The 24903-nt window shown below is 68.8% G+C and carries 21 protein-coding genes; 8 read left to right on the top strand and 13 right to left on the bottom strand.

Annotated elements, in window-relative coordinates:
- Positions 1-39 precede the first annotated feature (39 nt).
- The 4 genes from OG555_RS26605 to lepA all read right to left on the bottom strand — a co-directional run bounded on the left by OG555_RS26605 (position 40) and on the right by lepA (position 4901).
- Positions 40-1452: an MFS transporter gene (locus OG555_RS26605; protein WP_329475274.1), complete on the bottom strand. Its 1413-nt coding sequence runs from the start codon at positions 1450-1452 to the stop codon at positions 40-42.
- A complete protein-coding gene (locus OG555_RS26600; protein WP_329475273.1) occupies positions 1449-2030 on the bottom strand; it encodes a TetR/AcrR family transcriptional regulator in 582 nt (193 codons plus the stop codon). Before OG555_RS26600 ends, OG555_RS26605 begins: the two co-directional genes overlap by 4 nt.
- A 72-nt stretch (positions 2031-2102) precedes the next feature.
- Positions 2103-3014: an aminoglycoside phosphotransferase family protein gene (locus OG555_RS26595; protein ID WP_329475272.1), complete on the bottom strand. Its 912-nt coding sequence runs from the start codon at positions 3012-3014 to the stop codon at positions 2103-2105.
- Complete coding sequence (gene lepA, locus OG555_RS26590; RefSeq protein ID WP_329475271.1) at positions 3015-4901, bottom strand: translation elongation factor 4; 1887 nt, start codon at positions 4899-4901, stop codon at positions 3015-3017.
- A 117-nt stretch (positions 4902-5018) separates the two neighbouring features.
- Between lepA and OG555_RS26585 the strand changes: the two genes are divergently transcribed.
- From OG555_RS26585 to rpsT, 5 genes are all read left to right on the top strand, one after another.
- Entirely contained in the window at positions 5019-5918 is a 900-nt protein-coding gene (locus OG555_RS26585) for an aminoglycoside phosphotransferase family protein (protein WP_329475270.1), read from the top strand.
- A gap of 47 nt (positions 5919-5965) precedes the next feature.
- Entirely contained in the window at positions 5966-6493 is a 528-nt protein-coding gene (locus OG555_RS26580) for a sigma-70 family RNA polymerase sigma factor (protein WP_329475269.1), read from the top strand.
- A complete protein-coding gene (locus OG555_RS26575) occupies positions 6490-7653 on the top strand; it encodes a hypothetical protein (protein ID WP_329475268.1) in 1164 nt (387 codons plus the stop codon). Before OG555_RS26580 ends, OG555_RS26575 begins: the two co-directional genes overlap by 4 nt.
- Before the next feature lie 282 nt (positions 7654-7935).
- Entirely contained in the window at positions 7936-8577 is a 642-nt protein-coding gene (locus tag OG555_RS26570) for an SRPBCC family protein (RefSeq protein WP_329475267.1), read from the top strand.
- Positions 8578-8742: 165 nt separating this feature from the next.
- A complete protein-coding gene (rpsT, locus tag OG555_RS26565) occupies positions 8743-9003 on the top strand; it encodes a 30S ribosomal protein S20 (protein WP_328522369.1) in 261 nt (86 codons plus the stop codon).
- Positions 9004-9249: 246 nt separating this feature from the next.
- Here rpsT and holA read toward each other — a convergent pair whose 3' ends face one another.
- Positions 9250-10248, bottom strand: coding sequence for a DNA polymerase III subunit delta (gene holA, locus OG555_RS26560; RefSeq protein ID WP_329475266.1), 999 nt, complete (start codon positions 10246-10248; stop codon positions 9250-9252).
- An 87-nt stretch (positions 10249-10335) separates the two neighbouring features.
- On the opposite strand from holA, the gene OG555_RS26555 reads away from it, so the two are divergent.
- Positions 10336-10953, top strand: a complete 618-nt coding sequence (locus tag OG555_RS26555) for a cysteine hydrolase family protein (protein ID WP_329475265.1) — start codon at positions 10336-10338, stop codon at positions 10951-10953.
- Positions 10954-11100: 147 nt separating this feature from the next.
- Here the strand turns inward: OG555_RS26555 and OG555_RS26550 are convergent, their stop codons facing one another.
- From OG555_RS26550 to OG555_RS26540, 3 genes are all read right to left on the bottom strand, one after another.
- Positions 11101-13671 (bottom strand): ComEC/Rec2 family competence protein, encoded by a 2571-nt coding sequence (locus OG555_RS26550; RefSeq protein WP_329475264.1) that lies wholly within the window; start codon positions 13669-13671, stop codon positions 11101-11103.
- 283 nt (positions 13672-13954) lie between these two features.
- Positions 13955-14860, bottom strand: a complete 906-nt coding sequence (locus tag OG555_RS26545; RefSeq protein ID WP_329475263.1) for a ComEA family DNA-binding protein — start codon at positions 14858-14860, stop codon at positions 13955-13957.
- 347 nt (positions 14861-15207) lie between these two features.
- On the bottom strand, positions 15208-16050 hold the full coding sequence (locus tag OG555_RS26540; RefSeq protein ID WP_329475262.1) for a DegV family protein: 843 nt from the start codon (positions 16048-16050) through the stop codon (positions 15208-15210).
- 113 nt (positions 16051-16163) lie between these two features.
- Between OG555_RS26540 and OG555_RS26535 the strand changes: the two genes are divergently transcribed.
- Complete coding sequence (locus tag OG555_RS26535) at positions 16164-16703, top strand: pyridoxamine 5'-phosphate oxidase family protein (protein WP_329475261.1); 540 nt, start codon at positions 16164-16166, stop codon at positions 16701-16703.
- A 724-nt stretch (positions 16704-17427) separates the two neighbouring features.
- Here OG555_RS26535 and OG555_RS26530 read toward each other — a convergent pair.
- From OG555_RS26530 to leuS, 5 genes are all read right to left on the bottom strand, one after another.
- Positions 17428-19992, bottom strand: coding sequence for an ATP-binding protein (locus OG555_RS26530; protein ID WP_329475260.1), 2565 nt, complete (start codon positions 19990-19992; stop codon positions 17428-17430).
- Between the two features lie 192 nt (positions 19993-20184).
- Positions 20185-20391 (bottom strand): hypothetical protein, encoded by a 207-nt coding sequence (locus tag OG555_RS26525; RefSeq protein ID WP_328522377.1) that lies wholly within the window; start codon positions 20389-20391, stop codon positions 20185-20187.
- 101 nt (positions 20392-20492) lie between these two features.
- On the bottom strand, positions 20493-20912 hold the full coding sequence (locus tag OG555_RS26520; protein ID WP_329475259.1) for a YjbQ family protein: 420 nt from the start codon (positions 20910-20912) through the stop codon (positions 20493-20495).
- 48 nt (positions 20913-20960) lie between these two features.
- Entirely contained in the window at positions 20961-21740 is a 780-nt protein-coding gene (locus OG555_RS26515) for a class I SAM-dependent methyltransferase (protein WP_329475258.1), read from the bottom strand.
- A 26-nt stretch (positions 21741-21766) separates the two neighbouring features.
- Complete coding sequence (gene leuS / locus OG555_RS26510; protein ID WP_329484873.1) at positions 21767-24190, bottom strand: leucine--tRNA ligase; 2424 nt, start codon at positions 24188-24190, stop codon at positions 21767-21769.
- A gap of 332 nt (positions 24191-24522) precedes the next feature.
- Here leuS and OG555_RS26505 point away from each other — a divergent pair, with 332 nt between their 5' ends.
- Entirely contained in the window at positions 24523-24876 is a 354-nt protein-coding gene (locus OG555_RS26505; protein WP_329475257.1) for an iron chaperone, read from the top strand.
- Positions 24877-24903: the final 27 nt, after the last annotated feature.

Genomic DNA, 24903 nt, shown 5'->3' with positions numbered 1-24903 from the left:
CCGCATCCTCCCTCCCGGTGTGCCACCGGTTCCACCGATTTACCGCCGTTGCGCCGGTAGAGCGGCGATGACGAGCAGGGTGGCGGCGGTGGTGGCCGCGCCGGCCCAGGCTGCGGTGGTGTAGCCGGTCTCGTGCGGGAAGACGTCGGTGGTGTACGCCGCGAGGATGAACCCACCGAGCGCGCTGCCGATGGAGAACCCGACGCTGCGCACGACCTGGTTGACGCTCATCGCACTCGCGGTCTCGGCCGCCGGCGTCGCGGCCAGGATGACGGACGGCATCGCGGCGGAGAACGCGCCGACGCCGACCCCGAGGATGCTGATCGCGATCACCGGTTCGGCCAGGTGGTCACGGGCGAGCGCGAAGAGAACGAAGGCGATCAGTACGACGGTTGTGCTTGCCGCAAGCAACGTCCGCGCACCGAACCTGCTCTTCAAACCGGGCATGAGCCGCCCGGCGACGAACCCCAGCAGCGAGAACGGCACGAGCACGAGACCGGCCTCGAACGTGTTCAGTCCGAACCCGTACCCGGCCACGGCAGGCGTCTGGACGTAGCGCGTGATCAAGCTGAGCAGGAGATACATGCCGACACCGCCGGTGAGCATGACGAGGTTGGCGGCGGCAACGGCCGGGTGGCGCAGGAGCCGGATGTCGACGAGCGGCTTGTCGGTGCGGGCTTCGACGATCGTCCAGGCTGCGAGCACCAGCAATGAGACGACGAGGATGAGCACGGCGAGGACGGTGTGCTGTTGCCAGAGGCCGACCTGGCTGATCACGAGGAGCAGGGCGAGCAGACCGACGGTGAGCAGCAGCGCACCGCGCAGATCGACGCGGTTGGCCGGTCGCGCCGGCGCCTGCGGAATCACGGCGACGGCTGCGACCAGAGCAGCGGCAGTCGCGACCAGTCCCAGGCCGTACGCCGCCCGGATGCCCGCGAGATCCGTCAGCCACCCAGCCAGCGGATATCCGATCCCGATGCCGGCGGTCGAGGCGACGGACAGAAACGCGATCGTACTGGCCGAGCGCCGCTCGTCGAGGTGGTCCCGGGCGATCGCCATCATCAGCGAGACCAACCCGAGCCCCGCACCTTGAGCAGCACGCCCGACCAGCAGCACGGCGAACGGAAGCGGGAGCACCGTCAGCAGGCTGCCCGCCACGACGATGCCCAACGTCACCAGTACGACGCTCCGCCGTCGGGGTCCGGAGCCGAGCCGTCCCAGCACCGGCGTTGTCACCGCACCCGACAGCAACGCGATCGTCAGCGTCCACTGGGCGGCGGCCAGCGACACGTTGTAGTGCTGCGCGACCGCCGTGATCAACGGCGCGCCAAGACTGCCCACTACGGCGACGAGCAGCCCGAGAGACACGATCACGCCGACGAGAGCCCGGTCCGAGCTGGGTCTGCCGGTGGTCGTCGACATGAGGTGATCGCGGGACGGCCGGTCGTTCATCGGTTGGTCTCGCTGGTGATGTGGGTGAACAGACCGGGCCGGATGCGGGTCCGCGCCTGCTCGGCCCAGGGCTCGTCGACCGCGGGCAGATCGAGGGCGGCGTTGGTGTTGAGGAGCATGCCGAACGCCAGGAACGCCTTCACCGTGACCGGATCCAGGCCGGCGGTGTCGGCGACGGCCTGCCACAGGCGGCCGAAGCTGGCGCGGACCGCGTCGCGGACTTCGCCGTCACCGGCGGCCGCGGCAGCGGTGCCCTGCAACTGGAGCAGCAGAGTGGTGCGGTCGGCAAGCATCTCGTTGTACTCGCGGCCCATCGCGGTCAGCGCGTCGATCCCGGTCGCACCGCCGGCGGCGGCCAGCATCGCCAGCGTCATCCGCCCGAACGCGGCGTCCACACACTCCAGGAACAGCTGCTTCTTCGTGCCGAACAACCGGAACACATAGGCCTGGGTGATGCCCGCTCGACGGGCGATCGTCTCGGTCGACGCGCCGTACAAGCCGGCTCCGGCGAACTCGTCCTCGGCCAGCGCGAGGATCTGCTCGCGGCGCTCCTGCCCACTCATCCGTGTCGGCGACATGACCCCGAAGTTAGTAGGTAGTAACTACTTACTTCAAGCGACTGTCTGCTACGTCACGCGGCGCGGGCACGCTCAGTCCTGGATGGCCTTGACGATCGCGATGTTGCGGGTGAGCCAGTCCTGCGGGAGGGATTCGTCGCCGCCGGCGTCCTCGAGCGTCCACAGCACGTTGAGCATCTGGCGGACGATCACCCAGTCGCGGGCCCGGTCCTCGTTCAGACCGGCCGCGTCGATCGCGGTGTAGAACCGCTGCCGGACCGCGAACCGAAGGTCGCCGGAGGCAACGACCTCGTCCCACCGGTTCCAGATCAGTGGCGCGACCTCGAAGTGCGGGTCGCCGGAGAGCGGCTTGGGGTCGATCACCAGCCAGGGTTCGCGGTCGGCGGCCAGCATGTTCTCGTAGTGCAGGTCGGTGTGGATCAGCCGCCCGTCGGTGGCCGGGTCCGCGACGAAGTCCTCGGACAGCGAGATCGCCTGCTCGACGTACCGATGCGGGACCGGCGCCGACGCGGGCAACTGCCGGAGGCGTTCCAGCCACCGCGTCAGCTCGCCCGACAACGTCCGGTACTGCGGCCCTGCTGGGACATGCAGCCGCTTGTAGGTGCTGCCAACGATCTCGCATGCGTCGAGAGCGTCGACCGTGGTGAGGTCGCGCGGCTCCAACCGCTCGAGCAGCAAGGCGAACCGACGCGGATCCGCCCGCAACAACAGCACCGCGCCGTTCCCGCCCCAGGCCCGGAGCGCGAGATGCTCGGTCTCCGCCTCCCAGTGTGGGAACTGCACCTTGAGTACGGCGCTCTGCCCGTCGGCCGTCGTCACCGGCACGACCAGCGCGCAGTTGCCGTAGAACGCCGTACCGTTGACCCGGAGATCCCACTCGTCGAGCAGTTCCCGGGTCAGCTTCGGCAACCGGTCGAGCCAGGCGGCCCAGTCCGGACCGCGTGAGCCGACGACCAGCAGGCCTTCCGGAATGTCGACGGGCACCTACTTCTTGGCCTTCTCCCCGGTGTCGGTGGTCCGGAGCGCGGCGATGAAGGCCTCCTGCGGCACCTCGACGCGGCCGACCATCTTCATCCGCTTCTTGCCTTCCTTCTGCTTCTCCAGCAGCTTGCGCTTCCGCGTGATGTCACCGCCGTAGCACTTGGCCAGCACGTCCTTGCGCATGGCGCGGATCGATTCGCGGGCGATGATCCGGGACCCGATCGCCGCCTGGATCGGCACCTCGAACTGCTGCCTGGGGATCAGTTCCTTGAGCTTGCCGGCCAGCGCGACGCCGTACGAGTAGGCGTTGTCGCGGTGCACGATCGCCGAGAACGCGTCCACCGTCTCGCCCTGCAACAGGATGTCGACCTTGACCAGCGCGGCGGCCTGCTCGCCGGTCGGCTCGTAGTCCAGCGACGCGTAGCCCTTGGTCTTGGACTTCAGTTGGTCGAAGAAGTCGAAGACGATCTCGGCCAGCGGCAGCGTGTAGCGGAGCTCGACCCGGTCCTCGGACAGGTAGTCCATCCCCTGCAGGTTGCCCCGCTTGGTCTGGCAGAGCTCCATGATCACGCCGATGAAGTCCTTCGGGCTGAGGATCGTCGCCTTCACCACCGGCTCGTAGATATCGGCGATCTTGCCTTCCGGGAACTCGCTCGGGTTGGTGACGACGAACTCCTTGCCGTCCTCCATCTCGACCCGGTAGACGACGTTCGGCGCGGTCGAGATCAGGTCCAGATCGAACTCGCGCTCGAGCCGCTCCCGGACGATCTCCATGTGCAGCAGCCCGAGGAATCCGCAGCGGAACCCGAACCCGAGCGCACCCGAGGTCTCCGGCTCGTACTGCAGGGCCGCGTCGTTCAGCTGCAGCCGCTCCAGTGCGTCGCGCAGCGTCGGGTAGTCGTCACCGTCGATCGGGAACAGGCCGGAGTACACCATCGGCTGGGGGTGCTTGTAGCCGCCGAGCGCCTCGGTCGCACCGTGGACGGCAGCCGTGACGGTGTCACCGACCCGGGACTGGCGGACGTCCTTCACGCCGGTGATCAGGTAGCCGACCTCGCCGACGCCGATACTCGGGGACTTCATCGGCTCGGGCGAGATGACGCCGACCTCGAGCATCTCGTGGACCGCGCCGGTCGACATCATCTTGATCCGGTCGCGGTGGGTCAGCTCACCGTCGACCACCCGGACGTAGGTGACCACACCGCGGTAGGTGTCGTAGACGGAGTCGAAGATCAGCGCCCGCGGCGGTGCGTCCTTGACGCCCTTCGGCGGGTCGACCTGGGCGACGATCTCGCTCAGCAACTCCTCGACGCCCTCGCCGGTCTTGGCCGACACCCTCAGTACGTCGGAGGGGTCGCAGCCGATGATGTGGGCCAGCTCGGCGGCGTACTTCTCCGGCTGCGCGCTGGGCAGGTCGATCTTGTTCAGCACCGGGATGATGTGCAGGTCGGCGTTCAGCGCGAGGTAGAGGTTCGCCAGCGTCTGCGCCTCGATGCCTTGCGCTGCGTCGACCAGCAGCACCGCGCCCTCACACGCCTCGAGCGACCGCGACACCTCGTAGGTGAAGTCGACGTGCCCGGGGGTGTCGATCATGTTCAGGATGTACGTCGTACCGTCCGGGGCGAGCAGGCCGCCCGGGGAGTCCGGGCCGGGCGCGAACGGGAGCCTGACGGCCTGCGACTTGATCGTGATGCCGCGTTCCCGCTCGATGTCCATCCGGTCCAGGTACTGGGCCCGCATCTGACGGCCGTCGACGACCCCGGTGATCTGCAGCATCCGGTCGGCCAGCGTCGATTTGCCGTGGTCGATGTGGGCGATGATGCAGAAGTTCCGGATCAGCGACGGGTCGGTGCGACCCGGCTGCGGCACGGTCGTGGGGCCTACGGGCACGGAGGGGATCCAGTTCGTCTCGGGTATTGCAGGTCAACCGGTCAATCATCCCATGCGGAGCCAGCGGATTCTAAAATCGCGGGCGCTCGGACCGCTGGGCACCTACCGTCTTGACGCATGGCGCACGCTGCTGGGGTCCGGTTGCCCTTCGAGGAGGCGCCCGCCGCAGTGCGGGCCTGGGTGGAGCGCGCACTCGGGTCCGTGGTGGTCTCCGCCGCGACCCAGCAGGGCGGCTTCTCCCCCGGCGTCGCCGCCCGCCTGGTGACCGCCTCCGGCCGCCGCGCGTTCGTCAAGGCCGTCGGTACGTCGCTCAACCCGAAGACCCCGTCGTTGTTCCGCCAGGAGATCGTCGCCGTCCAGGCCATCGGCAGGTTGCCGACTGCCCCCGCGCTGTACGACGTGTACGACGACGGCGACTGGGTCGGCCTGCTCTTCGAGGACATCGAAGGGCGGCTGCCCGCTCACCCGTGGGAACAGCGTGATGCTGATCGCGTCCTGGAGGCGGTTTCGGAGCTGTCCGAGGCCCTGGACCCGTCACCGTGGCCCGACGCGCCCATTGCCGCCGTACGGAGTGTGGAGTTCCTGAGCCGGTGGGACAACGTGATCGCTGACGACCTCTCCGTACCCTCCTGGGCGGCCGGCCGGGAGGAAGAGCTCGCAGAGCTCGCCCGGATCGGGGTGCGTGCGCTGGCGGACGGGAAGGCGCTGGCGCACTGGGATCTGCGGGCCGACAACATCATCCTGACCGACGACCGCGTGGTCTTCATCGACTGGGCACATCCGGCCCTCGCGCCACACTGGGCCGACACCGTCATCCTGCAGGCCGACATGCGTGAAGCGGTCAGCCTGCCCGCGCTGTCTGACGATGTCGCGATCACCGGGTTTCTGGCGGCCATCGCGGCCGGACTGTGGTGGGGAGCATTCCAGCCGCCCCCGCCCGGGTTGCCGACGATCCGTGCCTGGCAGCGTCGGCATGCGCTCATCCACCTCGACTGGGTCCGCGAGCGGCTGGCTTAACGCAGCGTTTCGGGGAGCTATGCGTCTTTAGGGGTGTGACGAATCCAATGGTAAGCATCAGAGATCCGCTCCGATCTCTGGCGCACGACGGGGCGCCTGACGCGGTGTCGGAGCTCTACCGCCGGCACTGGGTCGGGCTGGTCCGCCTGGCCGTGCTGGTGGTGGACGACCGGCAGGCAGCGGAGGACGCCGTACAGGAGACCTTTGCCGACCTGTACCGGCATTGGCCGCTGCGGGACAACGACAAGGCGTTGGGGTGGCTGCGCACGACGCTGGTGAACCGCTGCCGCTCTGTACTGCGGCGTCGCCGGACGGCACGGCTCTACACGCCACCACACGAGGAACCGAACGCATCAGCAGAGAGCAGCGCCATGCTCGGGGAAGACCGGCTGCAGGTCCGGCAGGCGCTCCAGGCACTGCCCAGGCGTATGCGGGAGGTCTTGGTCCTGCGCTACTACCTCGACCTCCCCTTCGCTGAGATCGCAGAGACGCTCGGGATCAGCCAATCCAGCGCCCGCTCCACCTCCTCGCGCGGAATCGCGATCCTCACCGAGAAGCTCAAGGAGTTCCGATGAACGAGACCGAGACCCGCCTCCGCGACTACCTGCACGCCAAGGCCGGCACCGTACCGGCCTCCACCCACGGCCCCGGCCTGGAGCTGGACACGACCGGCACCTCCACCCGCCGTGGTTGGGTCCCGATGGCCCTCGCCGCAGCCGGCATCGCCGCCGTCCTGACCCTGGCCGTACCTTTCCTGCACGGCCTGGCCAAGCCGGACCAGCCGTCCGTAGCCGCCCACCCGACCCCGGGCCCGCTCCCGACCGGGGCGCCCCGGATCCCGTACACGATCACCGACCCGAACAGTAACCCGGACAACCCGCTCGACACCTGGTGGTCCGTCCTCCACGACGGCGGCCAGACCGTCAAGAACCCGGGTCTGAAGGGCAACGTCGTCGCGCGGACCGATGGCGGCTGGCTCGCCGACACCGGCTACCCAGATCCGGACAAGTCTCAGATCGTCGTTGTCTCGCCGGGCGGCCAGGTCCGGCCGATCGGACCGCTCGGGGCCGACGGCCCACGGGTCTCACCCGACGGCCGGCAGATCGCCGTCGCGGACTCGAAGTACGGCAGGACGGACAATCGAGTGGTCGTCGTCGACATCAGGACCGGCAAGGAGGTGACGAGCCTCACCGTCAAGACTCCCAACCTCGAGCTCCTCGGCTGGAACAAGGACGGCATCTGGATGCACGAGCACGCTCCGAACGCTGTGCCGGTGAAGGTATGGCAGCCCGGATCGAAGGACCTCCGGACAGTCGGGACCTTCAACGACCAAATCGAGGTGACGCGCACCAGCGGCACAGTCCTGAAGACGAGCTACAAGAGCGACGGGACGTCCTGCGTCACAGCCGCCACGCTGGGAGACAAGGGGCTCGATGTGAGGCGTGAGTACTGCTTCAAAGCCCCGGTGGCCGCGCCGTACTTGTCGCTGTCACCGGACGGAGCGACGATGACCATCAGCAACATCGGGGTCGCCGTCGACATCGCTACCGGGAAGGTCACCAAGCTGCGGCTGCCGGCCAAATCGAAGTGGTGGGACCGCGCGCTTTTCGAGGACTCGGCCAACGTCATCGTGCCCGGCCAAGACACCCTCTCCCGGTGCGCCGTCGCCACCGGCGAGTGCAAGCAGGTCGCGGTCGCCAAGCCCAGCGGGACGATCCAGCTGGTACGGCCCTGATCCACGAACGTCGGCTCAGCACACTGGTTGCGTGCTGAGCCGATGTTGCGTCAGGTGTCGACCCGCACGATGGTGGAGCCGGAGCCGTCGGCTCCGGTGGAGTAGTGAGTCCTCCAGTGCTGGGACGGAGCGATGGTGGCACTTGGCTCGCTGTCTTTGATCGGGGTGACGGGCGCTCGGCGCCTGCGGTGATCACCGTCACGCAGGCCCGGGTATACCGGTCAGTGTTGGCGATGTCACGCTCGGGTACGCATGTGTCAGCTGACAGCAAGGGAAACCCCTATGGCCGACCTCACAGAGTCCATCGCGGTCGAGGCATCACCTGCGGACCTCTACGCCCTGGTCAGCGACCTATCCCGCATGGGCGAGTGGAGCCCCGAATGCACCCACGTCACCTGGTCCTCCCACCCGCCGGCACCGACCGGCGACACGTCGGTCCCGCCGGGCGCCGCCACCGGGCGAGCCGGTAGGCCGGGAGCCGGTGCCGGGCCGTCCACTACCCCAGGAGCCGTGGCCGGATCGTCCACTGCCCCAGAAGCCGTGGCCGGATCGTCCACTGCCCCAGGAGCCGGTGCCGGGTCGTCCGCGGCGCCCTGGCCCACCGTGGGCGCTCGTTTCGTCGGGCACAACCGGATTGGTGCGGTGCGCTGGCTCACGTTCGGCCGGGTGGTCGACGCCGACCCCGGCCGCCGGTTCGCCTTCTCGATCCACTTCGGCCCGATCCCGATCTCTTTCTGGGCCTACGATTTCACCCCGACCGCCACCGGCTGCGTGGTCTCCGAGTCCTGGACCGACCACCGCCCGGCCACCCTCCGCCTCCTCTTCCGCCCCGTCTTCGGCAACCGCACTCCCCGCAACGCCCAAGGCATCCACACCACCCTCACCCGCCTCAAATCCACCGCCGAAGCCGCCGCGACCGCCTGAGCCCCGCCTGAGGCCTGAGGCCCGGCGAGAGCTCGCGAGAGTGAGTTTGGAGGTGGCGGGGGCTTGTTGGTAACCTGGCTCTTCGCGCACCCACGGGTGGTGTACAGCCGTGCGCGCGACACTTTCCTGTAATGACCGCAAACTCCTGATCGAGGCTCTGCTCACGTGGCGAACATCAAGTCCCAGATCAAGCGCAACCGCCAGAACGAGGCTGCGCGGCTTCGCAACAAGTCGGTGAAGTCGACCCTGAAGACGGCTGTTCGCCGCTTCCACGAGGCCGTCGACGCCGGCGAGGCCGACAAGGCGCAGGACACCGCTCGCAAGGCCGGCCGCTTGCTCGACAAGGCCGTCAGCAAGGGCGTCATCCACGCGAACCAGGCCGCCAACCGCAAGTCGGCCATCTTCAAGAAGGCCGCTTCTCTCTGAAGCAGCCCGCCAACGATCGGCCAGTCCTCCGACCGGCCGATCGTTTTTGCGTGCCCGAATCCAGCCCACACCACCCCGCGCGCACGCCATACCTGCGAACGTCGCACCGGCGCTCCCCGGCTGGACCACCTTCCCGGGCAGCAGCCAGCCTCACCCAGTCGACGTACCTCCGGCTCGCCCCCGTCAAGCTACCTCGGTCCAATCCGACGGCGGCCCGCGTACCTGACTCCCGCCTCCGCCTAGGTGTCAGCGGCGGCCGTGGGCTCGGCTTACGGTGATGACCATGCGCTCGAGGGCGTAGCCGGCGTCACCTGAGGCGCCTTTCACGTCGGCGTCGGCCTGGGCCACCGCCTTGATCGCGGTCGCCAAGCCTCCCGGGGTCCAGCCGCGGGCCTGTTGCTTGAGTTGCTTGAGCTTCCACGGCGGTACGCCGACCTCCCGCGCCAGATCCGTCTCCCGCAAACCGCTCGGCGCACTCGCGAACTTCGCCAGCCCACGCAAACCGCCCGCCATCGCACTCGTCACCAGTACCGGCGCGACCCCGCAGTCCAGCGCCCACCGCAACTGCTCCAACGCCGGCTCGGTCCGCCCCGCGATCGCCGCATCCGCGACCGCGAAACTCGTCACCTCCGCACGACCGCCGAAGTACTGCCCGATCAGCTCAGCGGTGACTGCCTGTCCACCGGCGTCGGACACCAACTGCGAACACGCCCCCGCCAACGCCCGCAGATCGTGGCCGACTGCGTCGACCAGCGCCGTCGCCGCCCGCTCGTCCAAAGTCCCGCCGTGCAAGCGGATCTCACCCGCCACGAACTGCGGCAACTCCCACGCCTTCGGCGCGGTCGCCACGACCTCGTTGACTGATGCCTTCCGCAACTTGTCGAGGACGGCCTTGCCCTTCTGTCCGCCCGAGTGCACCAGCACGACGAGTACGTCGTCCGACGTGGCGCCGGCGTACTCGATCAGATGTGGCACCATCTCGCTCGGCAGATTCTCCAGCGCACGCAGCACCATGACTCGCTCGGTGGCGAACAGCGACGGCCCGGTGAGCTCCGCGAACACCCCGACATCCAGCGTGGACGCGTCGACGTCAGTCACCTCGATCTCGGCATCGCCGTTCGACGCCGCGCCTTTGGACACTGCCGCGATCGCGGAACGCACCGCGCGATCCGCCAGGAACGCCTCGGCACCGGTCACCAGCAACACATCGCCCAGCTTCGGCGCAGAACCCCTACGAGCAGCCACCCCGTCAGCATCCCACGCCCCACCGACAACCCCCGCTCCGGGGAAACTCTGTGGAGGCGTCCTGCCTCGACCAGTGAGGATGGCGGCATGAGTCACGTTGAGCGGGACAGTCTGCCGTCGCCGGTACGGCGAGAGGTCGGTGGGAGCGTGGTCACTCCTGTTGACGCGCTGATCGTCGTGGACATGCAATCCGCCTTCGTCTCGGGTGAGAACGCCGTACCCGACGCTTCTCGACTTCTCGACCGCACGACCCAGCTGCTCGACCGGGCTCGGGAGGCCGGCGCGGTCGTCGTACACCTCCAGAACGACGGCCCACCCGGCGCCGACGACGAGCCCGACACCCCTGGCTGGGAGCTGTATCTCGCCGTCAAACCTGGCCCCCGTGAGCAGGTGATCCGCAAACCCCGCGACGACGGCTTTGACGCCACGTCACTCGGCCAGATCTTGATCGCCGGCGGCGTCCGCTCGGTTGCCATCTGCGGAGTGATGTCCGAGATGTGCGTCCACGCGACCGCCCGCACTGCGCTCGCCCGTGGCTACCGCGTCGTCCTGCCGTACGACGCACACGGCACCTACAACATCCCGGCGGTCCCGGGCGTCAGTGAGGAGATCCCCGCCCACGTCGTCTCCCGAGTCGCCGCCTGGTCCCTCGGCGACCAACCCGAGAACACCATCCCCACCACCGCCGTCACCTTCACCTCCTAGACCCGGACGGGTCGTCGCCCGTGGTGATGAGACCAGACCGAACACCATCCCAACCGCCGCGGTCACCTCCGCGTCCCTGGCCCGGACGGGTCGTGGCCGTAGTGATGAGACGAGACCCGAACACCATCCCAACCACCGCCCTCACCTTCACCTCCTAGGCCCGAACCCGTCGTTACCCGTGGTGGTGAGGGCCAGGTGGTTGTCGGGGTTTGTGACGGTCAGGGTCCCGGTGGTGTTGGTGGTGGCGGTTCGGGTGGATTGGTGGGACAGGAGGGTGAGGGTCCGGGGCGCGGGGTGGCCGTAGTCGTTGTTGCGGCCGGCGGAGATGAGCGCCAGGCGGGCGTTGGTTGCCGCGATGAAGGTGGGGTCTTGCTGGGCCGAGCCGTGGTGCGGGACTTTGAGGACGTCGGCACGGAGGTCGTCGCCGGTGGCAAGGATCGCTCGTTGGGATTCGGGTTCGAGGTCGCCGGTGAGGAGGATTCGGAGGCCGGACAGTTCGACCATCATGGCGATGCTGGCGTTGTTCTCCGGGGAACCTTCATCGGTCGACGTCGCGGAGGATGTACCGGGCGGAGGCAGCGCCGGTACGCGCGCGGGCCAGAGGGTCGTCCAGCTGATCTGACCGACGACGCGTTTCTCGTGGTAGGTCACCGTGCGCAGGCTGATGCCGTGATGCGACGCGAGGTCGGCGACACGGTCGTACTCCGCGCGCGGCGAGAAGTAGGGCGTCACCTCGATCTCGTCGATGCGCCGATCCTTCAGTACTCCGGCTAGCCCGCCGACATGATCCGCGTGGAAGTGACTCAGCACGAGAACCGGGATGTGCTCGACCCCGAGATCACGCAGGCACCGATCCATTGCGGCCGGATCCGGGCCGGTATCGACGACAACCGCCGTACGCTCGCCTGCTCGCAGTACCAAGCCATCGCCCTGACCCACGTCGCACATCACGAAGAGCCAGTCGTCCGGCGGCCAACCCAGTGAACCGACTGGACGCAGTACGACGACCGCGAGCACAACCACCGCGAGGACCATGGCGATCGGGCGGGCCAGGATGCGGTGCAGCCCGAGTACGAGCGCGAGACAGAGCAGGGTCAGTACGGCGACGCCGACCGCAGTGGCCGGCCAGGGGTTCGCCGCGCCGGGGAGACCGGCGCCTTCGCGGGCAACGAGGATGATCCACCGGGCCGGCCAACCCGCTGCCCAGCCGACGAGTCGAGCTGCCTCCGTGCTCGCGAGCGCGACACCTGCCGCTGCGAACCCGAGAATGGTCGCCGGACCGACGGCGGGACCGGCCAGCAGATTGGCGGCGACCGCGACCATCGACACCTGACCCGACAGCCACGCGACGACCGGCGTACACGCGAGTTGTGCGGCGAGCGGGCACGAGATCGCCTCGGCCAACCACCTCGGCAACCACTTGGCCAAAGCGTCGCGCCAACCAGGACCGAGCAGGACGATCCCCGCGGTCGCGAGCACCGACAGCGCGAACCCTGCGGATCGCGCGAGCGACGTGTCAAGGAGAAGCAGGACGATGACTGCGACCGACAGACTGCGTACGGCGCGCCGCCGCGCTCCACCACTCGTCATCGCGGCCAACGCGATCAGCCCCATCGCGCCCGCCCGGAGCACGCTGGGCTGCGGTCTGGCGAGGATCACGAACACGACGACTGTCATCACGCCGATCACGGTCAGCCCGCGAGCGCGTACTCCGATCAGTCGCGAGCACGGGAGGATGAATGCCAGCAGCAAGGTCAGATTGGTGCCCGACACCGCCGACAAGTGCGTGAGTCCGGTCGTCTGGAAGTCCTCTGTCAGCTCGGCGGGCAGGCCGGACACGTCACCCATCACGAGCGCCGGCACCAGTCCGCGTACGTCGTCCGGTTGGCCGGCGACGGATTCACGGAGGCCGGCGCGGACCTTCTCTGCCGCACGTAACCACCAGGGCGGCTCGTCGACGATCCGCGGTGGTGAACGGACCGAGAGCATGGCAGCGACGTCCGAGCCGGCCTCGACCGCCTCGAGGCGACCATTGGCGTCGACATGTTGGCCATACCTGACCTGTTGCCACTGCGTCGTACCGATCACGAACACCGGAGTACGCACGCGAGTCACACTCCCCCGCGCCCGCACCTCCACGATCGTTGCCTTCAGCACCACATACGGAGGCCGCCGGCCACCCGGAGTCTGCCGAACCGACGGATCCCCCTCCACCTTCAGCCGCACCCCCACCGTCGCGCTGTCGGTCGCCAACCCCTGCACCGGCCCAGCCCGAAGACTCGCCACCTGCAGACCAGCCGCAACCCCCATCCCCGCAACAACAACCAGCACCCCCACAACCGCCCACGCCATGCGCGCCCACACCGCACCGCCAACCCGCGCTGGTCTGCCTGCCCGCGCATGCCAGAGCTGACCCAGGTGGGGCCGCGATGGTCTGCGCGAGGTGACGTGGTTGGTGGGAGCTGGTCTGCGGAGGATCAGGCCGAGTGCGCAGGCGACAGTCAGCGCGACGGCGGCCATGATCAGGCCGGCAAGCGGGCGCTGTCCGACGAGCAGAACCGCCGCGAGCCAGCCCGCGCCGGCCGGCACCAACAACCGCGCGTCAAGCGGCTCACCACCCACCGGAGCGGGCGACGCACCACTCTCCGGCGAGGCATGCGGACCACGGACCTCCGCCGAGGCATGCGGACCATCGACCTCCGCCGAGGTAGGCGACACACCAGGCTCCGGTGCAGCAGGCGGGTCATCAGCCTTCGGCGAGGCAGGCGACTCATTGGCTTGCTCGGTGGCAGCGCGCTGAGCGTCGAGTGGATCGGCGGGATGGTCGTCGGCAACGTGCCCGTCGGAGAAGGGGTCTGCGGCGAGCCCGTCCGCGAAGGGGCCTGCGGCATGCCCGTCGGCGAACGGGTCGACGGCGTGCCCATTAGCGACGGGGTCAGAGCTGCGCCCGTCGGCGAGAGGGTCGGCGGTGGATGGCTCGGTGTGGGGGGTTGGTGGGGGGTCAGATGCGGACATGAGGTTTTAGGGATTCGAATTTCTTGGGGCCAACGCCGGGGACCTCTTGGAGTTGGTCGATGGTGGTGAAGGGGCCGTTCTGCGTGCGGTAGTCGAGGATTCGCTGGGCCAGGACCGGGCCCACTCCGGGGAGGGCGTCCAGTTGGTCGAGGGTTGCGGTGTTGAGGTTGACGGGCGAGTTGGGTGGTGCGGTGGGGGCGGATGAGGTGGTCGCGCCTGGTGCGGTGGTGGATGGAGGTGGTGCGGGTTGGCCGACGATGATTTGCTCGCCGTCGGTGACTTGGCGGGCGAGGTTGAGGGTGGTGAGGTCGACACCGGGGAGTGGGCCGCCGGCGAGGGTTAGTACGTCGGCGACCCGCGAGCCCACCGGAGCACGGACCAGGCCGGGGCGGCGGACCTTGCCGGCGACGTCTACGACCACGACGCCTGCCGTTTGGCCAGGGACGCCAGGTGAGCTTTGGGAGGGCTGTGCGGCACCCGACGACGGCTGGCTGCTTGGCTGGCCGGAGCCGGGTGTCGGTTGTGCGGCACCTGGCGACGAGCCGGTAGTTGAGGCACCTGGTTGGGTGACGGGTGAGCCTGTGGTGGCGGTGGATGGGCGGGTGTCGGGGAGGGTCTCCGGGCGGGCGCGGAAGACGGACCAGGCGGCCCAGGACAGTCCGATGACCAGTACGGCGGCCAGAACCATGACGTGCCGTGGAGACAGGGTCCAGCGGGCATCTCGTAGTCGCTCGGGTCGGACCGATTCGGGGATCCATCCACCTCGCACCTCCTCATCACGCTCCTCCAGGTGTTCGTCGGGTGCGTGCTTCGGTGGGCGGGCGCCGAGACGTGCCAGCGCACGCTCACGCGCGCCCGGGGCGGGCGCTGGAGCACGACGGAAGACCTTCACGCCAGAGAAAGTACGAGTCTGTGAGCCTGCTGGAACTCCGAGTTGAAACCTGTGGACAACCCACTCGCCGGGTGCCGAGGTTCAAGCTGGCGCCGGCGGGGTTGTGGCAGTCGTTCGGTGTGCGGTCGGCGCTGGGTGTTCACGCTGAGGCCGGGGTCGTGCGTCGGTGAGTGTCTTGCTCGCGCTACCGGGCCGAGTCCGATGGCCGGGGTCACCCTCTCGGGAGCGAGGACATCTCATGACATGTCCTGGCTCTCGATTTGCTGTCCTAGGTCCCGATGGGCAGCCCAAGCCTGACGCTGCCCACTGCGGGAATCCCCGCCCGGGCCGGGCTGCGGCCGGGTGGGCTAGCGGGGGGCTATTACTACGGCGAGGAGGCCGGGGCCTACGTGGGCTCCTATTACGGCGCCTACTTCTCGGAGGACTATTTCTTCGGCTTGGGGAAGGCGGTCGGCCAGGCCGTCGGCCAGCGTTTGGGCCTTTTCGAGGTTGGCCAGGTGGTGGACGGCTACCTGGACGGGGGTGTCGCCGGCGCGTTGGACGGCTATGTCGGCGAGGCGGGCGATGGCTCGGGAGGAGGTGCGGACCTTCTCGAGGGGGACGATGCGGCCGCCACTGATGGTGAGGAGCGGCTTGACGGCGAGCGCTGTGCCCAGCAGTGCCTGGGCGGCGCCGATGCGGCCGCCACGGCGCAGGTACTCCAACGTGTCGACGTAGAAGTAGGCCGAGATCGACTTCATCCGGGCGCGGGCCGCGGCCTCGACGCCGGCCTGGTCCTCTCCCGCGGCGGCTGCGGCGGCCGCTGCGAGCACCGGGAACCCGAGGCCCATGCCGAGCGAGCGGGAGTCGACCACGCGGACCGGGATCGGCGACTCCTTGGCGCCGATCATCGCGGCCTCGAACGTCCCGGACATGTCGCCGGAGAGGTGGATCGACACCACCGACTCCGCCCCGTCCTTCGCACACGTCGCGTACGCCTCGGCGAACGTGTGCGGCGCCGGGCGGCTGGTCGATACGGGTGTGAAGGTCTTGAGCGCCTCCGCGACCGCGTCGGCCGAGGTCGCGCCGTCGTCGTACGACGTCCCGCCGATGACGACCTGGAGTGGTACGACGGTCAGCGGGTAACGAAGCACCTCGTGCGTGGACAAGCCAGCCGTGGAGTCGGTGACGACGTGCACGCGGGCTGACATGCAGCGAGGTTACCGGACAGTTTAGGGCGTGTCTCCCGGTCCCACGCCGTCGCGACCAGCTGCTTGGCACGGCACCGACGCCCTTGTCGGCGCGCGGTGCCAGACTGCGGAAGATGAAGGAGACAGCGGCCGAAGTCAGCGCGTTGCAGGAGCTTCTGGATCAGGCGTACGAGCGTTCGACGGAGCATCTGCGCAATATCATCACGGACCCGCGCCGGCTGGACGCCGACGACCTGGTGCGGGTTCTGACCGGCATGTGCACGCTCAATCTGGCCACGGTCACCGCGCAGGGCGAGCCGCGGATCAGCGCGGTCGACGGGCACTTCCTGCACGCGCGGTGGGTGTTCACGACGTCCGGGTCGGCGGCGAAAGCGCGACACCTCAAGGCCAGACCGGCGGCCAGCCTCTCGTACGTCGACGGCGAGCGGATCGGCGTGTTCAGTCACGGCGACGTGGAGTTCCTGACACCCGAGCACCCGGACTTCGCGGAGATCGAGGCACATCTCGCCAACCACTACGGCAGCTCCCCGTCGAGCTGGGGTGACGACATCGTCTACTGCCGCCTCCAACCGAGCTGGATGGTCGGCTACGCCTTCGACAAGGCGGCGGTTCTGCACGACGCGGAGAAGAACTACGACGCGGAGAAGAAGTAGAACCAGCGAGGTGAAGGCCAACCCCGCCAGGGCCTTCACCTCGCTCTCGCAGTGCTGACTCCCCCTCGGCGTCAGCCCACTGTCGTCCCCACGTACGTCAGCGGACCGCCCCCCGCCCGTCAGCGTGCGACTTCCTCATGGCGCCGGAGTGCTGGCTCCCCCTTCTTGCCAGCTCGGCCGGCGTGGCTGTGTCAGGTCCCCGGCGAGCTACTCCCCGTACCGGTCCCGTGTGGACCGGCCTGACCGCGAGCTCGTCGAGGTCCCGGGAGGCCCCAGCGGCCGACCCGCCGGCGGGTGACCAAACCCGTCGGATTCCCCGTGTCAGCCGGGCTCCGGCACTCGTCCCCTGTGTCGTGTGCCTGGCCCGTTGCTGGGACCCCGCCCCGGGTGTGGTGCCCTGACGGCGCACGGCACCCGGTTCAGGCAGGACAGATCCGCACCCGGCAGCACCCCGGAGCTCTCGACAGCCGATCGGCGCCCCCACCGCCCGGCCGCCGGATGCCCTCCGCGTCGCCTTCCCCAAGCTTGACGGGAGTCCGGCGCTGCACCATGGCCTCTTCATGGTTCACCACCCTTTCCCCTGCCCGTACTGCCCGGCGTCGGTCTCTGCTTCGTGGAACCTGTCCTACGGCTGTAATTCTTGGTCCGGCAGCCATGTCAGGACGAGGCAGAACAACCGGCAGTTACCCGGCAGCTTCAGCGGATCCGCGTCATGAAGGAGCAGTCAGGACGAAAGCGCGGCGAGTACGTCGTTCGCCAGCCGCTGGACCGCGGCCGCGGGATCAGGCTCCGGCCACCCATCGGCGACGGACGCACTGTCGCAGGACTCCTGCAGGACCGCCCACGCGGTCGGCAGCATCGGCGGGTCCATAGATCGCTGCCACGCCAGCAGTTGGCCGCACAACGAGTCACCCGCGTCCGCACGCCCGAGCGCGTGCAGGACGGCGACAGCCTCAGGCAGTACTTCGAGCAGGTACACGACCCGGCCTTCGACCAGCAGCCGGTTGACCGCGTCCCGGATGCACACCCGGGCCTGCTCCACCTCACCGGCGTCACGGGCCAGACGTGACCGGTAGAGCATCACCAGGTAGTCGAAGTACCCGCGGTGTCCGCGGATGTCGGCGTCTGCCTCGTCGAGCAGCGCCCGCGCCTCGTCGTACCGGCCGGCCTGGTATTCGACCATGGCCAGACAGCCGGCCACCTTGGTGCGCTCCGGATCGTCTGAGGCCTGACTGTCCCGGGCAAGCAGGGCGAAGCGCCGCGCCTCGGCCAGGTTGCCCAGCTCGAGCTCTACGCGGCTGAGCGCTATGTACGCGATCTCGTCCGGATACACGCCCGGGTTGACCAGTGCGGCCTCCCAAGCGAGCAAGAGCTCCTTGGCTTCGGTCAACCGCCCCCAACGCAGCAGAGCGAGCCCACAGGTGGCCTGGACCGTCGCAGCCCGCTGCACATCGCCATGCTTACGAGCGTCCTCTACCAGCGCCGGGATCTCGGCCAGGATCTGGGCGTCCAGCAGATGCGAGCCGGACGACACCCAACCGCTCCGTGCGAGCAGCCCCATCTCGGTCTCGCCCGGGATCAGACCTCGTGCCTCGCCGTAGTTCCGGCGAGCGCCACGGATGTCACCGGTCAGGCTGGACAGCCGCCCGGCGATCGCGCGGAGTCTGCCGCTGACTTCCTTGTCCGCCACGTTGTCGGCGCACAAGGTCGCCCAGCGGATCCCACTCTCGGCCACGCTCGCCTGGTACTGCCAGGCGATCCGGAAGCCCAGCACGATCCGCGCGGCCACGTCCCACTGCCCGAGCTCGGCCGCCCGCTCCAGCGCCACCTCGAACACAGCGGAGTTGGCATGCGCCGCCCGATACCGCTGATCCCGGTCCGGCGACGACCACGCGCCCTCCAGCCCGGACACGTACGTCGAACACCACGCGACCGCGCGGTCCCGGAAGGCGATCAGGTCATCGCCTTGCGAGGACAGACCGGCGTACGCGTGCTCCCGGATCGTCTCCAGCAGCTTGTAGCGAGCGCCGTACAGCTGCTCGAACTCGTTCACCGGCTGCAGCAGCGACTTTTCCACCAGCTCGGCCAGCAGCATCGGTACGTCGGCCGCGTCGATCGGATCGCCCGTGCACACCCCGGCGACGGCGTCGAGCGTGAACGGCGAACCGAGTACCGACGCCCGATAGAGCAGCTGCCGCGCCGCATCGGACAGCGCATCGACACTCCACGCGATCGTGTCGGCCAGCGTCCGCTGATGTGGTGCACCGAACCGCCGCGGCCCGGACAGCAAGCGGAACCGGTCGTCCAGCGCGGTCAGTATCGTCTCCACCGACAGCGACCCGGCCCGCGCGGCCGCCAGCTCCAGCGCCAGCGGCAGTCCGTCCAACCGCTGGCACAAGCGAGCCACCGTGGACGCGTTCTCCGGGGTCAGGACGAACCCGGGCCGCACCCGCGCCACCCGCCGGCAGAACATCTCCACCGCCGGACTGGCCACGATCTCGTCGAAGTCCTTGTCGTTCCTCGGTACGCCGAGCACCTGCACCCGGCGGACCACTTCGTCTGGCAGGCCGAGCGGGATCCGCGACGTGACCAGTACGCCGATACCCGGGAAGCTGCGGACCATCCGGTTCGCGACTGTGGCGACCCCGTCGAGCACATGCTCGGCGTTGTCCTCCACGATCACGAGGTCCCCCGGCCGGCGCCCGGACAGTACGTCGTCGAGGTCCGACGTACCCGGCGCGGTGCCGAAGGCGTCCAGGATGGCCGACGGTACGGCGGCATCGCGCTGGACCGTCGTGAGGTCGACGACGACCACCGTCGTGTCGACGCCCGAGAACCGGTCGGCCGCGGCCAAGGCGAGCTCGGTCTTGCCGACACCACCCGGACCGACGAGCGTGACGAGACGGTTCTGGCGCAGCAGCGTCTCCAGCTCGAGGAGCTCCTGCTCACGGCCGACGAGACCATCAGGGATCGGCCTGGTGCCGCGCCAGCGCAAACCCGTCGGCGCGGGATCGGCGACCGAGACGACCGGTCGCGCGACACCGTGCCCGGCCGCGGCGAGGAAGCGATCGGTATCAGCGCTCTGCAGTCCGAGCGCGGACGCGAGGAGCCGGACCGAGTCCTTCCGGGGGCGGGCCACCCGGCCGGCCTCGATCTCGCGGATGGACCGCACGCTCAACCCGGCGCGATCGGCCAGCTCCTCCTGGGACAGCCCCGTCTGGACCCTCAGGTCGAGCAGGAGATCGGCGAAGCTCCGCCGACCGTCAGCCCGGCCATCCGCGTCCGACACAGCCCGTCACCCCTCTTGAGGCCTCACGTTCCTGTCACAACATAGCGTGACAGCGGCCCGCGCGCGGGGCGGAACCGAGGCGCGGGATGCGGCCTGGATCACACCAAATTGTTGATGGAGGCAACAAGTTGATTCAGGATGAAATAGCTGAAAGGGCAGAAACCCCGCCCGGGGTGGACTTTGCCAAACGTTTCAAGCAGTCGCCTGAACCGAGATGGATTCATTTTCACCGGTGTAGAGAGAAAGCACCCCGGTCCAGTCGTCGATCCGGGCGCGGGTGTCCGCGCGACCGGAATCGGCATTCAGCACGCTGCCGTCACAAATGCCGCGGGTGGCGCGGATCAGGAGTTCGGTGCCGAGTCCCGCCCACTGGGCCCGAAGGGTGTCAAGCGCTGCCATGCAGGCAATTCAAGCGGAGTCGTGTTTCGCAAACGTAACGCGATCCGCAACATCACAATAAGTCACCAATGTCCGCGCCAATTGAGTTACCCGGTAGTCCGTTAACCGGGGAGCCAGGAAAGGCGGACCTGCCGGCGCGGATTGTCCACATTGGTGTCGACCAGGCAGATCGACTGCCAGGTGCCGAGCATCATCCGCCCGTCGAGCACCGGAACCGACGCGTACGGCGGGATCAGCGCGGGCAGCACGTGGTCACGCCCGTGCCCCGGCGTACCGTGTCTATGCCGCCAGCCGAAATCGGGCGGCAGCAACTGCTCGAGCACCGCGAGCAGGTCGGTGTCGCTGCCGGCCCCGGTCTCGAGGATCGCGATCCCGGCCGTCGCGTGCGGGACGAACAGGTGCAGCAGTCCGTCGCCCTGGGCCTGATGGGCCTCGGAGGCAACGAACTGCTCGCACATGCTCGTCAGGTCGAAGACGACCTCGGTACCGCCGGTCGCGACATCGATCAGCTCAGAGCGCATCTGTGCAGCGTAGTCCGTGGGTGCTACCCCAGCTGCCGACGAGATGCCTCACAGCCGCCGGACGCGCAGCACCCCGGTAGACATCGGGAGGGTGAACTCGCCGCGCGCGGTCTCCGGTCTACTCGCGAGGAACGCGCGAATCCGGCTCAGCGTGGCCTCTTGTTCCTGTTCTGGCATGACCAGCACCCCCGCGCGCGTCGCGATGGTCGCAACAAGAGAGTCGGCGGTGCGGCGCTGCCCGTGCGGGAACTCGGCCTGCTCCGGCGAGCCGAATCGGGCGGCCGCACCGGTCTTCGGAAGGTGCGCGCCGGCCGTCTCGGCGCGCCAACTGGCGGGCGTGTCGCGCGGGCCGACGGCCACGCTCCCGCTGACCCGCGCGAGCCCGGCGACCCACTCGACCCGGTCGTCCATGACGTTCCACAGGCCGGCCAGGATGCCGCTGGGTGCGAGGACCCTGGCGATCTCGGGTCCCGCGACAGCCATGTCGAACCAATGCATCGCGTTGCCGGCCAGCACGGCATCGACGGACGCGTCCGGCAGCGGTATCGCCTCGGCGCTACCCGGCAAGGCCCGGACAGCCGGCAGCGAGCGGTGCAGCTCGGTCAGCATCGCTGGGTCGGGCTCGACTGCGACGACTTCGGCGCCCAACGCGACCAGCGTGGCAGTCAGCTTGCCGGTTCCAGCGCCGAGGTCGAGCACGCGCGGGCCGGGTGCGGGCTCGAGCGCCCAGCGCACCGCGGCCTGCGCGTAGTCCGGACGGTGCTCGGCGTACGCGACCGCCGCGGCGCCGAACGATGACGCGTGAAGCAACCGTTCATCCTGGTTCACGCCGTCACCGTATCGGTACTCGAGTTCTAGGCGGGGACGATGTTGACCAGCTTCGGCGCGCGGACGATGACCTTGCGGGTGCCGCGGCCGTCCAGGGCCTTCTGGACCGCGTCGGACGCCAGCGCCAGCTGCTCCAGGTCGGCGTCGGAGATGTCCGGTGAGACCTCCAGCCGGTCCTTCACCTTGCCGGCGATCTGGACGACGCAGGTGACCGTGTCCTGGACCAGCAGCGCCGGATCAACCTTCGGCCAGCCGGCCTTCGCGACCGTCGGCTCGTGGCCCAGCTCCTCCCACATCTCCTCGGCCGTGTACGGCGCGACCAGGCTCAGCAGGACGGCCACCGTCTCGACCGCCTCGCGGACGGCCGGGTCAGCCGCGCCCGGGCCGGCGTCGATCGCCTTCCGGGTCGCGTTCACCAGCTCCATGATCCGGGCCACCATCACGTTGAACCGCATCGAGTCGATCAGCTCGGCCGCGTCCGCTACCGTCCGGTGGGTGATCTTGCGCAGCGCGACGTCACCGGTCGACGGATCCGAGCCCACCGGCGCCTCGACCGATCCCGCCAGCCGCCAGGCCCGCTGCAGGAACTTCAGCGAGCCGCCCGGCGACATGTCGGCCCAGTCGATGTCGTCCGACGGCGGACCGGCGAACACCATGGTCAGCCGGACCGCGTCCACGCCGTACTCGTCCAGCTGGTCGCCCAGGTTCACACCGTTGCCCAGCGACTTGCTCATCGCCTTGCCCTGGTTGATCACCTGGCCCTGGTTCAGCAGCCGGGTGAACGGCTCGACCACGGTCAGCAGGCCCATGTCGTGCAGCGCCTTGACGAAGAACCGCGCGTACAGGAGATGCAGTACGGCGTGTTCCTTGCCGCCGACGTACTGGTACACCGACATCCAGCGCTCGGCCGCGGCCGGGTCGAACGGGCCCTCGACGAACTCCGGCGACAGGTAGCGCAGGAAGTACCAGGACGAGTCGACGAAGGTGTCCATCGTGTCCGTGTCGCGCTCGGCCTTGCCACCGCACTTCGGGCAGTCGACCTCGACCCACTCGCGGTCGGCCGCCAGCGGCGAGACACCCTTCGGCTGCAGGTCCGCGCCGCGCAGGTCGGGCAGCTCCATCGGCAGCTGGTCGTCCGGGACCGGCACCTCGCCACAGGACGGGCAGTGGATGATCGGGATCGGGCAGCCCCAGTACCGCTGCCGGCTCAGCAGCCAGTCGCGCAGCCGGTAGTTGATCGTCCGCTCGCCCAGCCCCTTGCCCTCCAGCCAGTCGATGATCCGCGACTTGGCGTCGGCGACGTCCAGCCCGTCCAGGCTGATCTCGTCGTTGGCGCTGTTGATGGCCGGGCCCTCACCCGTGTACGCCTTGCCGTCGAAGTCTGCCGAAGGCTCGACGGTCCGCACGATCGGCAGCTCGAACTTCTCCGCGAACTCCCAGTCCCGGGTGTCCTGGCCGGGGACCGCCATGATCGCGCCGGTGCCGTAGTCGGCCAGCACGTAGTCGGCCGCCCAGATCGGGATCCGCTGCCCGGTCACCGGGTTGATCGCGTACGAGCCCAGGAAGACGCCGGTCTTGTCCCGCTCGGTGCTCAGCCGCTCGATCTCGGTGGTCGCCTTCACGGCGGCCAGGTACTCGTCGAAGGCGGCCTGCTGGTCCGGCGTGACCAGTTCAGCGGCCAGCTTGGCGTCCGGCGCGACCACCATGAAGGTGGCGCCGAACAGCGTGTCCGGACGGGTGGTGAAGACCTTGATCGGCTCGTCGCGGCCCTCGACCTGGAAGTTCGCGAACGCGCCCTCGGACCGGCCGATCCAGTTGCGCTGCATCAGCAGGATCTCTTCCGGCCACTGCAGCAGCTCCATGTCGTCCAGCAGCCGCTGGGCGTACTCCGTGGTCTTGAAGTACCACTGGGTCAGCTCGCGCTTGGTGACCTCGTGCCCGCACCGCTCGCACCGGCCCTGGATGACCTGCTCGTTGGCCAGCACGGTCTGGTCGTGCGGGCACCAGTTCACGTACGACGCCTTGCGGTAAGCCAGCCCGCGTTCGTAGAACCGCAGGAACAGCCACTGCGTCCACCGGTAGTACTCCGGGTCGGACGTGTGCAGCCGGCGAGACCAGTCGAAGCTGATCGCGTACCGGCGGATCGACTCGGCCTGGGTCTCGATGTTGGCGTAGGTGAACGTGGCCGGGTGCTCGTTGCGCTTGATCGCCGCGTTCTCTGCGGGCAGCCCGAAGGAGTCCCAGCCGATCGGGTTCAGGACGTCGTACCCCTGCTGGAACCAGTAGCGCGACAGCACGTCGTGCAGCGCGAACACCTCGGCGTGCCCCATGTGCAGGTCGCCGGAGGGGTAGGAGAACATCGTGAGCGCGTAGCGCCGCTCCGCCGTGCCGTCGTCACGCGCCTTGAACGGGTCCAGCTTCTCCCAGACCGGGCGCCACTTGGCCTGCATGGCGTTGAAGTCGTATCCGCCCCGGTCGATCGGGGCGTCATCCACCTGCTCGCTCACGGTACTACTCCCACATTCGTGTGTTGTTGAGCCTAAATGTGCCAGAAGGCGTCCCAGGACATGAAAAAGCCCCTCGCGCAGGAGGGGCTGCCGCACTGACCGGCGCATCGACGCCTCGATGCCAGTACGGCTAACTAAGGAGCAGGCTCACTCGCATGGTCCCAGGATAGCACCGGCTGTCAGGACCAACGGGCAGTCCTCCGCAGGGACAGCGCGCAGCAGGTGTCCTTCTGGACGGGCTGGTGGCTCTGGGCCGGCAGTCGTACCGTCTGGGCATGGCGGCGGTGGATGACTACTTCGACAGTCTTGATGCAGACCGGCGCGCTGCCTTCGAGCGAATCCGTGCGCTGGCACTGGATGAGGCACCAACCGCCGAGCAGGGGACGGGTTACGGCATGGCAGCGCTCAAGTACCGCGGGAAGCCACTGCTCGGCTTCCGCGCCGCCGAGCACCACCTCAGTATCTTTCCGTTCAGTCCGGCGGCGATCGATGCTGTGCGCGAGCAACTGACGGCCTTCGACGTGTCCAAGGGGACGATCCGCTTCACCGTCGGAACCTCGCTTCCGGACGACGCTGTGCGTGGCCTCATCCGTTGCCGGATGGCCGAGATCGCCGGCTCCGGCCGCTGAGCCGACGGCCGGCGCAGGTCGAAGCCT

This window comes from Kribbella sp. NBC_01484 (genome assembly GCF_036227145.1).
GTDB lineage: Bacteria > Actinomycetota > Actinomycetes > Propionibacteriales > Kribbellaceae > Kribbella.
Note: the sequence above shows the minus strand (reverse complement) of the source record. Positions and strands in the feature narration are given on the sequence as shown.